At 45.6% G+C, this 14,177-nt stretch carries 10 protein-coding genes; 4 read left to right on the top strand and 6 right to left on the bottom strand.

The genetic code is table 11. The features are described 5' to 3' along the window. Positions 1-4 precede the first annotated feature (4 nt). From RIG66_RS07110 to RIG66_RS07100, 3 genes are all read left to right on the top strand, one after another. Positions 5-478, top strand: a complete 474-nt coding sequence (locus RIG66_RS07110; protein WP_446376543.1) for a hypothetical protein — start codon at positions 5-7, stop codon at positions 476-478. 68 nt (positions 479-546) lie between these two features. After that, positions 547-939, top strand: coding sequence for a hypothetical protein (locus RIG66_RS07105; protein WP_446376541.1), 393 nt, complete (start codon positions 547-549; stop codon positions 937-939). 785 nt (positions 940-1,724) lie between these two features. Continuing rightward, positions 1,725-3,158, top strand: coding sequence for a protein kinase domain-containing protein (locus RIG66_RS07100; RefSeq protein WP_446376539.1), 1,434 nt, complete (start codon positions 1,725-1,727; stop codon positions 3,156-3,158). Between the two features lie 501 nt (positions 3,159-3,659). Here the strand turns inward: RIG66_RS07100 and RIG66_RS07095 are convergent. The 4 genes from RIG66_RS07095 to RIG66_RS07080 form a co-directional block, all read right to left on the bottom strand. After that, positions 3,660-4,307, bottom strand: a complete 648-nt coding sequence (locus RIG66_RS07095) for a type I restriction endonuclease subunit R (RefSeq protein WP_446376537.1) — start codon at positions 4,305-4,307, stop codon at positions 3,660-3,662. A 112-nt stretch (positions 4,308-4,419) separates the two neighbouring features. Then, complete coding sequence (locus RIG66_RS07090; protein WP_446376535.1) at positions 4,420-7,323, bottom strand: tetratricopeptide repeat protein; 2,904 nt, start codon at positions 7,321-7,323, stop codon at positions 4,420-4,422. 37 nt (positions 7,324-7,360) lie between these two features. Then, positions 7,361-8,314, bottom strand: a complete 954-nt coding sequence (locus tag RIG66_RS07085; protein ID WP_446376533.1) for a S1 family peptidase — start codon at positions 8,312-8,314, stop codon at positions 7,361-7,363. 22 nt (positions 8,315-8,336) lie between these two features. After that, entirely contained in the window at positions 8,337-8,933 is a 597-nt protein-coding gene (locus RIG66_RS07080) for a COP23 domain-containing protein (protein WP_446376531.1), read from the bottom strand. 1,178 nt (positions 8,934-10,111) lie between these two features. On the opposite strand from RIG66_RS07080, the gene RIG66_RS07075 reads away from it, so the two are divergent. Continuing rightward, positions 10,112-10,480, top strand: a complete 369-nt coding sequence (locus RIG66_RS07075) for a hypothetical protein (protein ID WP_446376529.1) — start codon at positions 10,112-10,114, stop codon at positions 10,478-10,480. A 30-nt stretch (positions 10,481-10,510) separates the two neighbouring features. Here the strand turns inward: RIG66_RS07075 and RIG66_RS07070 are convergent, their stop codons facing one another. Together RIG66_RS07070 and RIG66_RS07065 are read right to left on the bottom strand one after the other, a co-directional pair. Further along, positions 10,511-12,952 (bottom strand): WD40 repeat domain-containing protein, encoded by a 2,442-nt coding sequence (locus RIG66_RS07070; RefSeq protein WP_446376527.1) that lies wholly within the window; start codon positions 12,950-12,952, stop codon positions 10,511-10,513. 196 nt (positions 12,953-13,148) lie between these two features. Continuing rightward, complete coding sequence (locus tag RIG66_RS07065; RefSeq protein ID WP_446376525.1) at positions 13,149-14,144, bottom strand: methyltransferase domain-containing protein; 996 nt, start codon at positions 14,142-14,144, stop codon at positions 13,149-13,151. Positions 14,145-14,177: the final 33 nt, after the last annotated feature.

Below are 14,177 nucleotides of genomic sequence, written 5' to 3'. Positions count from 1 at the left end.
ACCGATGAGTAAGACCCCTTTTTCAGACCCCTTTTTTGCCCAAATTCCTGCGGAAACACTCCAGACATTCACACCCGAACAGTTAGAGGCGATTAAATATGCCTTTAGTCCCCGCCCTTGGAAAACGCATCCGGTTGATATCCGCTTAACCTTACCGATTCCTGGATGCCGCTGTTATCTCGTTTTGTTAGGCGGACGAGAATCTCGCTCTCCTCAACGGCGGCGTGCTGAACGTTCCCAATTTCCGCTATGGACGCCTGCCAATATTGTATTAATTATGGCTTTTTTTTCGTTATTGCTAACCTCCACCTATGCCTCAGTTTCAGTCGTCTTCGCTTCCTTCAAATCCTTCCGTCTTCCCACCACGGCTTATCCTGCCAGTCTGCCCTGGATTACTAACTCAGAACAATGCCAAAAAACCAATAGAACCTGGTCAGAGGGGCAATGTTGGGACAGTGACCACAATCCTCTATTTTAAACCCATTCTTTGTATTTTATTTTAAATAAATTTGTTTTCGCAACTCGATTAAGCCAAACTTGCATTGTATGAAGCTGTCAAAACCAGATCCATTCATTGAACAATTTTTCGCTCGAATTCCCGCGAAAATGGCGGCAACGTTTAATCCGACTCAACTGGAAATACTAAAACAAACCTTCGGGAGTCGTGCATCGAAAAAACATACTGTTGATTTGCGGTTATCGATGCCATTTCCGAAAGGAGGCTTTTACTGGGTGCTATTGATGGGGAGGGAAAAACGTGGTCGCGATCGCCTTCAGCAAGAGCGTCGTAAACATCCCCTCTGGACTGTTGCCAATGGTTTAGTAATTTCCGGATTTTTATTGATGATTGCCACAGCTTTACTCGGTACAGTTTTTATTCTGGAAGAGCAGGCAGACATTCAGATCAACTCGGAGGTTAACAACGTTGTCAAAGAATAAATCCACTTAGGGGCGCACTGACGTGCGCCCGATTTAACCGTGCCATCTATTCCGTAATTTTAGGAGTTGTAGGTTTGGTTTCGACTTCGTTCAAGCCAACAAAATTCAGAATTATTGTCTGAACTATTGATTAAATAATATCTTGCCCAGTTAACATCGGTGGGTTACGGCGGAGCGTTGATTAAATGGTTATAGCTTCGGTTTAAAACCCGCCTAACTCACCCTACGTTTTTTCGCTCTAATGATGTCCCTCTCGTCTCTTTTTTCGAGACAAAGGGGTTGTTGTTTTGTTTATTATGTTGTAACATTATTTTAAGCAAACAAATTATTGAACACTACATAGGGCTTGCTGCATAAGTGTGTAAGGTAGACCAGATAGGGGTTTCAAGCCATTTTCCGACCCAACAAGTGCAAGGTTTTTACATGACCACCGTCTTGCATCCTGGAATTTTTGCCGACCTCAGCGCCGAATTTTCCCTCGACAGAGGGTCAACATCGAGCGCAGTCGAGATGTTGAAACCATTGCAAGAAAGCCTATTCCCTATTCCTGCTGATGGTTGCGCTTTTCCTGCTGCGGACAAACGACTCGCTGTGCATAGAAGGGACAGAACGCTTAAGATCAATCCTATAAGCTGTTCGGCATTTAAACCTTTATGTCAACAATTGCGAAATCGTTGTATGTAGTGCGAGCATCTTGCTCGCGACTAAGCATCTTGCTCACTACCTCTATTAAATGTATGACAGCTTAACGGCTCTGTTCAACCACCTCTGGGGATGACGGTTTGATGATTGGACAAACACTGGCTGGACGATATCACATTATTGACCATTTGGGCGGCGGAATGTTTGGTCAGACGTATCTGGCTGAAGATTTACAGCGTCCTAATCATGACCATTGTGTGGTCAAACATCTGCATCCTCAGTCAACTGATCCGTTTACGTTACAAGAGGCAAAGCGTTTATTTGAAGCTGAAGCCCAAGTCTTGAACCGTTTGGGAAATCATGAGCAAATCCCGCGCCTGTTGGCTCATTTTGAGGAAAATCAGGAGTTTTATTTAGTTCAAGATTTTATCGCGGGGCAGCCGTTAAGTCAAGAATTATCGCCGGGAAAACGATTGAGTCAGGAACAGGTGATTAAGCTGTTAGCGGGGATTCTGGAAATCCTGGTATTTGTCCATGAACAGAATGTGATTCACCGGGATATTAAACCCTCGAATATCATTCGGCGTCAATCTGATGACACGTTGGTTTTGATTGATTTTGGCGCAGTGAAACAAATTACGACTCAGGTAGTGACGCCCCAAGGACAAGCAAATTTTACCATTGCCGTGGGTACAGAAGGGTATATGCCCAGCGAACAAACCCAAGGTAAACCGAGGTTAGCGAGTGATATTTATGCCGTGGGAATGATTGCCATTCAAGCGTTGACGGGAATCGCGCCGCAAGATTTACCTGAAGATGGGAAGACGGGGGAAATTATCTGGCGGGAACGGTTAAAAATTAACTCGAAATTGGCAAGGGTGATTGATACAATGGTGCGCTGTCATTTTAGCCGCCGTTATCAGTCAGCGACGGAGGCGTTAAAGGCGGTGAAGCGGTTGCAATCGCCGGGGAAGTTTGGTTGGGTTTTAAAGTTACTCAGAATTGATGTGGGATTGGTGGTGGCGATTGGTTCGTTTTTAGCGGCTGTGGTGGTGATTCCAGAATTTAGGCAATTTTTCCGCATGGATGAACGGTTAGCACAGGTGGCGGATACGCTAGTTTATGAGCATGAAGGGTTAGGAATTCAGATGAAGTATCCGAAAACCTGGGAACAAAAAGGAACGGGTGATCCGTTGAGTGGAACGGTGGCTCGATTTGTGCCAAAAGGGAATAATTCGACTGGGTTTAAACCGGAATTGACGATTAGTGTAGAACCGTTGACGGAATCGATGTCATTAGCGGATTATACCACGGCATCGGTAGCGGAAATTATTGAGTTTCTGCCAGAGGCGAAGATTTTTACATCGGAGCCAGCAAGGTTGGCGGGGGATAAGGCTCATCGGGTGATTTATACGGGGAAGGATGAGGAGAATAATGTCAGGTTAAAGTCGATGCAAGTTTGGGTGTTGAAGAAGAATCAGGCTTATATTGTGACGTACACGGCAGAAGAAGGTGAGTATCGGGATGAGTTGAAACCTGTGGAAGAGGTGATGATTAAGTCGTTTAAAGTGCGATGATTTTTATCCTAGGGATAGGGTAATGTCCATCCGTGTAAACTTACGGTGAAAGCTTACCCCTCTTGCTTTTCACCCTCATCCCCTAACCCCTTCTCCCATCAAGGGAGAAGGGGAGTCATATCATGTCCGGTCAAATACCCCTGAATAAAAATACCTGAAACTCTTACTAAGTAGGTGGGGACAATTAAAGTTAATCGTGGAGAGCGTCATTCTTCCTTTGTAAGGGTTTGAGGTGCTTGTACAACACTTAATCTATTAAGCACAAATACACGGGTGGAGACGTTCCACCGGAACGTCTCTACGAATCCGATGTGTCCTAACTGTCTTGGCGACTGCTATATTAAACCAATGTAATTATGGGTAATCCCCAAGACATAATATCAGATGTTTCTTGCTCCCCTCTCCCCGCTGTGGGAGAGGGGCTGGGGGTGAGGGGTATAGCTGAAATTGACACCGATAGATAATGCCGTTTCCTAACAGATAGCGCCTGTAATCTGCAATTTATTTAGCTAAATCTTGCCGCATAATTCGTCGAATTTGTTTCAAAATACGCATAATGTCATAAAGTTGATTGCGGTGAGGAAGCAGCAGGGAAAAAATATTGGACAAATCGTATTCAGGGTTATCTTGTTGCAAGAGTTTAATGAATTGGAATTCATCACCATTCATGATTAATCCGTAGACAGGATATTCGGGATTGGGGTTTCCCATCATGTAAGTGAGGGCTTGAGGTAAGGCGACGGAGAAGGCGATCGTTGATTTAGATTCAACCACTAACACCCAGAATTGCTGTTGAATAATTAGGGTATCGATGCGTCCTCTGAGTAATTCATCTCTGTCTTCGAGCAGTAATTCGACTTCAGGTTCTGCGGTAATAAAAAAGGGTTCGTCGTATAAACCCGCAAGGGTTAATACCGGAGAGATGACTAATTGATTAATGGTTCCTTCGGCTAAGGAACCCCGTTCTCGATGACGCCAGAATCGGTTGCGGATTTGGTCTAATGTGGCGATTTCTGTGTCAGTTAGTTCCGGTAAGTCTTGGGTAAACTCTGAGGAGAATTGCTCATTGGTTGTTGGCGTCAGATTAAATCGTTCTCGGAGGTCAAGTAAGCTGGTGATTGTTTTGGATATGGCTTTGGCTTGTACCATAGGTGAGTTAATTGTTTACTTCAACTTGAATAGAATTAATTGAATTATGAAAGTAGTTTTCAATAGGAAGACGTGATTGGAAATTAAAATAACCTGAAAAATCGGTTAAAGTTTATTCTTGCTCAAGCTCTCTAATTTTTTTCTGTGCATTTTGATACCATTCTCTATTTCCTTGTTGCTGATAAAGCTCGGCAGCTTGGCGGAAATCCTCAAGGGCTTTGTCTTGATCGCCCAAGTCACGATGGGCAAGACCCCGGCTGTAGTGGGCATTAGCAAACTCAGGATTAAGTTGAATCGCTTGATTGTAATCGGCGATCGCTTCTTCGTAGTCTTTTAGGTTAAAGCGGGCATTACCTCGACCGTTGTAGGCAAAAGCCAAATCAGGATTAATTTTAATCGCTTGAGTGAAATCCGCGATCGCTCCTTGGTAGTCTTCTAGGTTTCTGCGGGCAAAACCTCGGTTGTGGTAGGCATCAGCATACTCAGGATTAATTTTAATCGCTTGATTGTAATCGGCGATCGCTCCTTCGTAGTCTTCTAGGTCAGAGCGGGCAACACCCCGGTTGTAGTAGGCAAGGGCAAACTCAGGATTAATTTTAATCGCTTGAGTGTAATCCGCGATCGCCCCTTCGTAGTCTTTTAGATGATAGCGGACAATACCCCGGTTGTTGTAGGCATCAGCCAAATCAGGATTAAGTTGAATCGCTTGATTGTAATCTTCTATCGCCCCTTGGTAGTCTTTCAGATCAGATCGGGCAGAACCCCGGTTGTTGTAGGTAATAGCATTGTCAGGATTCAGACGAATCGCTTGAGTGGAATCCGTGATCGCCCCTTCGTAGTCGCCTAGTTGGCGACGGGCAATACCCCGGTTGTCGTAGGCATCAGCATATTCAGGATTAAGTTGAATCGCTTGATTGTAATCCTCTATCGCTCCTTGGTTGTCTCCTTGGTCAGAGCGGGCACTACCCCGACCGATGTAGGCATTAGCATACTCAGGATTAAGTTTAATCGCTTGAGTGTAATCCGTGATCGCTCCTTCGTAGTCTTTTAGATGATAGCGGGCATTACCTCGACTGATGTAGGCATCAGCATATTCAGGATTAAGTTTAATCGCTTGATTGTAATCGGCGATCGCTCCTTGGTAGTCTCCTAGGTCAGAGCGGGCAGCACCTCGACCGTTGTAGGCATAAGCATTCTCAGGATTAAGTTGAATCGCTTGATTGTAATCGGCGATCGCCTCTTGGTAGTCTTTTAGGTTATAGCGGGCATTACCCCGGTTGTTGTAGGCATCAGCATCATCAGGATTAAGTTGAATCGCTTGATTGTAATCCTCTATCGCTCCTTCGTAGTCTCCTAGGTTGTAACGGGCATCACCTCGACCGTCGTAGGCATCAGCATACTCAGGATTAAGTTGAATCGCTTGATTGTAATCGGCTATCGCTCCTTGGTAGTCTTCTCGGTTTCGGCGGGCATTACCCCGGTTGTTGTAGGCATCAGCATCATCAGGATTAAGTTGAATCGCTTGATTGAAATCGGCGATCGCTCCTTGGTAGTCTTCTAGGTTGTAACGGGCAGCACCCCGGTTGTGGTAGGCATCAGCATAATCCGGATTAAGTTGAATCGCTTGAGTGTAATCGGCTATCGCTCCTTGGTAGTCTCCTTGCTCAGAGCGGGCAAGACCCCGGTTGTTGTAGGCAACAGCATCATCAGGATTAAGTTGAATCGCTTGATTGTAATCTGCGATCGCTCCTTGGTAGTCTTTTAGGTTAAAGCGGGCAAGACCCCGGTTATGGTAGGCATAAGCATAGTCAGGATTAAGTTTAATCGCTTGATTGAAATCCGCGATCGCTCCTTCGTAGTCTTTTATGTCAGAGCGGGCAACACCCCGGTTGTAGTAGGCAAGGGCAAACTCAGGATTAATTTTAATCGCTTGAGTGTAATCCGCGATCGCCCCTTGGTAGTCTTCTCGGTCAGAGCGGGCAATACCCCGGTTGTAGTAGGCAATAGCATACTCAGGATTAAGTTTAATCCCTTGAGTGTAATCTGCGATCGCTCCTTGGTGATCTCCCAATTCACCACGAGAATAACCCCGACTGAAGTACGCTAAAGCATTGTCAGGATTGAGTCGCAGTACCTGATTAAAATCCTCAATCGCTGCTTGATAATTTTCTAGCTCAACGTAAGCATTCGCCCGCCGATAGTAAGCCTCTGGATTGTTGGGACTCAGGCGCAGTGCTTGGGTCAAATCAGCAATAGCCTCCTGATAGTTTCCTTTCTCCGCTTTGATTCCTGCCAAGCTAATCAGGTTTTGAGCCGTTGGTTCCTGGGCGACGACTGGGGTACTATCTATCTGTTCCAAATCATTGCGAGCCACTAAAAAAGTATTAATCGGAATCCCCAAACTAAACGCTCGCTGGGTGTTGGGTTCCACTGTTGCTCGTCCATTAATTCCCACCACACGTCCCTTCTCATCCAACATCGGACCACCGGATGTACCAGGAATCGTGGGGTTGGTATAGATCAGAGAATAGCCGTCATCTGGATTAGTTAAACGACTGGTAATCTGTCCTCTAGTAAACTGATAGGTACGTTCATTCGTTCCCGGCAGAACATCTGCCCAACCTACCACATATATAGTGGTTGCTTCGGTCATTTGGTCAGAGTTACCCAGATCAGCCGTGGGGTAGGTTTTGTCACTCTCAAACCGCAACACCACTGCATCTAACCCTGGCACTTCTTCGCTGTAATAAACCGGATAGATCTCACCATCAGGGGTTTGGATTTCATATCGCCCTGGCTGATAAATCACATGGCGATTGGTCAGGACATAATAGGTGTTACCCTCTCGTTCAAAAATTATGCCAGAACCATTACTTTCGCCACTGATTTTCACCGTAATTTCCTTGGCGATAGCGTTCACCTCATCTTTAGTCAAAGCGACTGCAAGCTGAGACTGTACCAAAACAATCGCTGTACCGATGAGGGCGGCTGGTATGTGATAGGAAAATTGGATCATCGTTTAGACTACCCCGCTAATCAAAATCCAGTTCACTTCATAAAACAGTATCAGGGAAATTCAAAGCCTCTCTCCTTGCAGGAGAGAGGTTTGGAGAGAGGTTTGGAGAGATCCCTAAAAAGTAAGGAAGGCTATCGGGTTGATGGTAGCTGCTTTTTCCTCTATTGTGACTCGGTAGGTTATTTCTGCTGCGCGGTATAAAAGCAGGTGGCGCAAACTGGACAAACGCATCAATGGGAATCCCCCAACTATAACGACTCATCTGTTCCCGCAAATCCGGTTCTGGAGTTGAACCATCCATATATATATAAGGATCACCCCAAAGGGGTTCGGCGTGCATTCCATTAATCCCCACCACCTGACCACGATTATTCAACAAAGGTCCCCCACTCATCCCTTTTTCAACTGGATTCGTGTACCCAATCCGATAGCCTCCTTCCAGTGCTTTCTCCAGTATCAGAGAAACGTGACCAACTTGTAAGACAAATCCGCCCTGTTTATCCCGAATAATCGGAACTTGAGACAAGTCATCCACAAAGGGAAATCCCGCCGCAAATACCTCTCCCCCTACCCTTGGCGAAGTTCCCAGAGACGCCACGGGATAGCGCCCATCTGGACTATGAAACTGCAACAGCGCCAAATCATGACCTGGAAACGACACATTTTGTGGCACATCGGCTTGATAAATTTGACCATCTGGGGTTTGAATCTGATAGGGAGGTTCGGCTGACCGAAGAATATGGGCATTCGTCAGCACGGTATAAACAGAACCCTGTTGGTCAATTAAAATCCCTGACCCCAAAAACTCCCCGGATAACACTTTCACCGTGATTGACTCAGCTAATGTATGGAGTTGCTTGACAGAGAGTTGAGAGAATGACCCTTGCACAAACTCATCGGAATTAGCACCTTGGTCATTTAGCACCGTTGCGGATAGCGCCACAAATAAGCCACCCACACAAACAATTGATATCAGTGCTTTTCGGTGCATCTCGGATTAACCCGTAATTGGCTTACAAATCCCAGATATATCCTGGAGGAAGGTCATCAATATCATCCGGATTAGCAGGTAAATTATCCTCTGGATCATCTTCCACCAAGAAGCCACCGATATTAAAATACATTTCACCATCAACAGTAGAAAACAAATCACTACTGAGCTGAATCGTGCGTCCTGAAGCTAACGCCCGACGATCCTGTAATCGCGCGAGAACCTGTTGCGGACTACTCCCCGATTTCAGGGTAACGAGTACACCGTTCGACAGACAAGCACCCCCTTTGTAAGCAGCGACACACAAAACAGGTTGACGATTAGACCACCCAGCTTTCAGGTAATTCAAGATTCCGTTACGATAAAATCGCTGAAATCTAGCAGAGATCTCCTCACAGCGTCGAGCAGGTGTCCAAGGCGGCGGAAATGAGTCATCAACCCAGCGAATAATCGGAATATTTCCCCGTGAGGTACGAGCAATGGTTGCAGGTTGACCATTACTCATCCCACAAAAGAATTTATCTCGAGCATGGCTAGGTTGGCTGAATGTCACCGTCGCACCGATAGCAAAGGCAAATCCAACCAGCGCTTGGGTTAATAACTGGGGTTTGCGGGTCATGTCAGTAATCCGGAAATGAAGACTGTAGAGGATTTAGCGGTTAGATGTCGCTGCTTTCAGTATATCTTGGCTGAGGTGAAGAAGTGGGAGAGAGAATGGGTTGGGTTGACGCCTGTTCTATCAAAGGTTGAGAAATTGTAGGGGCGCATGGCGTGCGCCCGGTTTAACCGTGCCATTTGGTTCTCAATCTTAATAGTTGTAGGTTGGGTTTCGACTTCGCTCAACCCAACAAAATTTAGGATTATTGTCTGAACTGTTGATTACATAATATCTTGCCCATTTAACATCGGTGGGTTACGGCGGAGTGTTGATTAAATGGTTATCGCTTACGTTTAAAGCCCGCCTAACCCACCCTACGTTTTTTGATGTGTGTCGGTTGGATTTCGACTTCGCTCAAGCCAAGAAAATTCAGGATTATTGTCTGAACTATTGATTACATAATATCTTGCCCAGTTAACATCGGTGGGTTACGGCGGAGCGTTGATTAAATGGTTATCGCTTACGTTTAAAATCCGCCTAACCCACCCTACGTTTTTTGATGTGTGTCGGTTGGGTTTCGACTTCGCTCAAGCCAAGAAAATTTAGGATTATTGTTTGAACTGTTGATTAAATAATATCTTGCCCAGTTAACATCGGTGGGTTACGGCGGAGCGTTGATTAAATGATTATCGCTTCGGTTTAAAACCCGCTTAATCCACCCTACGTTTTTTGATGTGTGTCGGTTGGGTTTCGACTTCGCTCAAGCCAAGAAAATTTAGGATTATTGTCTGAACTGTTGATTACATAATATCTTGCCCAGTTAACATCAGTGGGTTACGGCGGAGCGTTGATTAAATGGTTATCGCTTAGGTTTAAAGCCCGCCTAACCCACCCTAAGTTTTTTGATGTGTGTCGGTTGGGTTTCGACTTCGCTCAAGCCAAGAAAAATTAGGATTCTTGTTTGAACTATTGATTACATAATATCTTGTCCATTTAACATCGGTGGGTTACGGCGGAGCGTTAATTAAATGGTTATCGCTTACGTTTAAAACCCGCCTAACCCACCCTACGTTTTTTCGCTCTAATGATTTCCCTCTCGTCTCTTTTTTTGAGACAAAGGGGTTGTTGTTTTATTTATTTTGTTATAACATTATTACAAGCAATAAATACATTGAATACTACATAAGGAAAAGAACACTATGAACCCTTTACTCTCTCAACTTGACACCTGCAATACTGCTGAAACCACTGACCAGCAAGCGTTAGCAGAATTGGGAATTACCCAACTCCTCTCTTTTGTTAAGCACTACAGCGACATTAACCTCTATTGTTACTGTGAATTAGGGATGACACCCAAGCAGTTTTATGCCAAATGGGATGTCACTTATGAGCAACTTTCTCACATCTGTTCTCGTTCCCAGGGGACGGTTCAGAGTTGGTTTAACCGAGGGAAAGGCTATCATCGTCCTCAACCGGTTGACTTGCGCCATCTGGCAATTATGGATTTTTTGTTAGAGCATTTTGAAGAGATACCTCAATCCTTGATAAACCTTCTGTGTTCGTCTTGATAGCCCCTACAGACGCGCCATGGCGCGTCTCTACAAGGGACGCCACAATTTAATCGTCTGATCCTCACTCCCACTGGCAAGGAGTCCATCAGCACCAATGGCAAGGGCGTATACTGGGGCGGTATGATCCTCAAGGGTTTGCATGAGTTCTCCCCGATGCAGATGCCAAACCTTAATTGTCTTGTCCTCACTCCCACTAATCAGATATTCACCATCTGGACTTAGCGCGATCGCATACACCGCTCCTGTATGATCGGTTAATGTAGTCAGGAGTTTCCCCGTCTCAAAATCCCATAACTTAATCGTCTTATCCTCACTCCCACTGACAATCGTTTGCCCATCGGGACTAATCGCCACCACCCTGACACTGGCTTTATGTCCACTCAGCGTCCGCAGTAGTTCTCCTGTTGCCAATTTCCATATCTTAACCGTCTTATCCCCACTTCCACTGACTAAACTTTGACCATCGGGACTAATCGCTAGGGAATACACCCATTCTTTATGTCCAAATAGCGTGCGGAAAGGTTCACCTGTGTTTAAGTTCCATAACTTAATTTTGTGGGAACCACTAGCCAGAGTGTGATTATCCGGACTAATGGCTAGGGAATGAATCTGCTTGCGATGTCCAGAAAGCGTCCACAGCAGTTTTCCCTGATGTAGATTCCAGACTTTAATATAACTGCGATTTTTTGACTGATCGCTACTGGCTAAAATCTGCCCATCGCGACTAAGGGTAAGGGTTAAAACGCCACCAGAATGCCCATTTAATTGCTGAATAGGTGTCGAATTCAGGCTGATAATATCCCAAATCTTAATCGTACTGTCACCCCCACAACTTAACAGGGTGCGTCCATGGGGATGAATCGCGATCGCGCTTACTTTGCCACTGAGTCCCGTGAACGTGGAGGTTAAGCCCAGATTAGTAACTGTCTGCGACTGTTGACGGGATGCGATCGCCTCTAGCAATTCCTGGACTTGATTTGCCCCCTGTTCATCGCCCACGGCGGCTAAACAGGATTGCAGCATCTGGCAATAGTGGTGATCCTGTTGGGTTAATACCAATCGCATTGCTTCAAATGCCTGTAAGCCTTCTCGATGCGGCTGTTTCCGTTGTTGCAGCCACGCTTTCAGAGACGATTTAATTTGTGTAGTTGCCCAGGATTTATCGGGTAAACAGGTTAAACTCTGTGCCAGTTTTAAACTCAGTTCCGGTTCCCAGTAAGGGCGTTCACTAACCAGAGACTGTAACACCTCTTGATAAATTGAAAGAGTGGTTTGCATCACCACTTGAACTAAATCCGGATCAGAGACTTCCGCAATTAATGGCGGTAATAATTCCGGCAAAAGCGGTGATACATCCGAGTGAACCAGATGGTGAATATCCGCCACCCAGCCCGCCACTAAACAGTGACAGGTGCTTAAAAACTGGCAAAAGTTGTCCCAATCGCGGCGGTTCACTTTATAGGGAAAAATCAATTCACCCGGATCAATTCCAGCTTGCTGTAATTCTTCGGCTTCTTCCAAGTAGGCTAAATTAATCGGATTGTCGCCGCCTTTGGCATTAATATCCTCAATACTCTTTCCCAATGCCAGGAGTTTATCTCGCGTGGTTTTCCATTTCAATGCCCTGGCTTTTGTTGATTCATAGATAAAATCTCGATAGGAAAACTTACATAACGTTGAATAGCAATAACTGTCCTGCCCCAATCCCCAATAAGCGAGGCGAAAAATCAGGAAATCGCCATCAATTTCCGATTCTAATATTAAGGTGGGTTCAGATTTCAACAGGCTAAAAAGCGCCTTAATACTCGATTCACTATGAAACCGCTTACTCTCCCACGCCCCGCCTAAAAATTCAGTGGGTCTCACTTGAGAATGTAGAGGATAATGTTGACTTAAGAATTCTCGCAATCGTTGCGCCAAACCCAGTTCAATTTCTGGCACTTCTGAGTTCATTTCCCCAAACCGCTCAAACTGAACCTGGGGAGGGGCAATAAAAATTCGTAGCGGAATCGGGCGATTGGGGCGATGCGGTTCGAGGAGTTGGGAGGGGAACAGGCGCAGGGGCCAATGATCGAGGATTTTATGGACTTCCGGTAACTGGAGGGTGGTTTCCCGTTGATAGGCGGCGAGTTTGAATAGGGTTTGGCGATGTTCGGCGACGAGTTGCTGCTGAAGGGCTTTCTGTTGCTGGAAGCGCTGCTGTTCTAGGTGATCTGTGTCATCTACGGTTTGCGCGATCGCGTTGATCACATCTGGCAGTTTATTGGCAAAATGTTGTCCCATTGCCACCAGTTTTTCCCCTTGAGGGACTTCATCGACCCCCTGATAGGGTAAGATAAGGGGTTTGGGTTCAGATGTTGGTTTTTCGTTTAAGGGTATACCATTAAATTGATTGGTCGTTTTCAGATAGACTAGGGTCTTAAAAACAGGGACAGCCCATTGCAGAAGTAATTTTAACCACGGCTCCATAACAGTTATCTCTAGAGGCAACATTAACCCAGTTTTCACAAAATCAAGGATAGCAGGGATAGGTCATATCCCCATGTCAAGAAAAATACTTTTGTGCAGAGTCGTGTTTACGCCACCGAGAGTAGGGGTTTGGTAACCAAACCCCTGGTAGAAATCACCGTGCTGGTAACACGGTGAGGATGTCAAATTTGATTCATCACCGTTCTGTCGCCACAGCTTGATTCGAGACGGTTTCGGTTAAATTGGCTGGAGAATTGGCTCGAATAGCGCGAAACATGCCAAATCGACAAAGCCCAGAACCGAAGGCTAGCCGCATTAATAAAATTGTCGGCACTTCTCGCACAGACTTGATAAAACCTGATAGACCAAACTGTAGCCATCCCTGCGGTCGAATGATGCCTTGCCAGATAGTATCAAGCCAAGATGGAAGCGTTTCCTCTGTCCAATCTGCGGTTGTTACACTGCCCTCAACCAGTCCGGTTTCCTGCAACCGTTCCGAAAACCCTTCTATACTGGAAAACGCTGGATGAGACCACTGATCCAAAAGTTGCTGCATCACCGGACGTTCCCAAAAATTAAGTGGTTTCTGGCGATCATCCCGTTGATTCCAGTCAGCAACAACCAGAATACCACCAGGCTTGAGTACCCGCATTAATTCTTTGGCAAAAAGAGCTTTATCGGGAATATGAGGACCCACTTCAATTGACCAAACCACATCAAAACTGGCATCTGGGAAAGACATTGCCATGGCATCATTGACTAAAAACGTTGCATCTAAGTCCTTTGGCGTTAACTCTTGAGCCCGTTTTATTTGTTGGGGACTGATGCTAATTCCGGTTACGGCAAACCCGTAATCCCGTGCTAAAATACGACTGCTGCCGCCGATGCCACATCCGACATCTAAAACAGTGGTTCCTGGGGGTAATTTATCGAGTCCTCCCCAACGCACCATTTCATGCACAAAATCTGATTTTGCGGCTAAAAAATCCTTGGGTTGAGGCGGTGAGCCATAATGCCCTAAGTGAATATGTTCGCCCCAATAAAACTCTAAAATACCATCTTCTGTCCATTGGTCATAAGAATTGACCACCGATTCAGAGGATTGATAGCGGCGACCTGTGACGAGATAGAGTAGGATCGCGATCGCGAAGAGTCCCAGCAGAAGTCCCAGAAGCGGAAAAAACAAATTCATCAACGTTAAACCCTCAAATTTTTGACCGAGAAC

The sequence above is a fragment of the Coleofasciculus sp. E2-BRE-01 genome (genome assembly GCF_040221695.1).
GTDB lineage: Bacteria > Cyanobacteriota > Cyanobacteriia > Cyanobacteriales > Coleofasciculaceae > Coleofasciculus.
The sequence above is the reverse complement of the archived record's forward strand: the minus strand, read 5'-3'. Positions and strand labels throughout refer to the sequence as shown.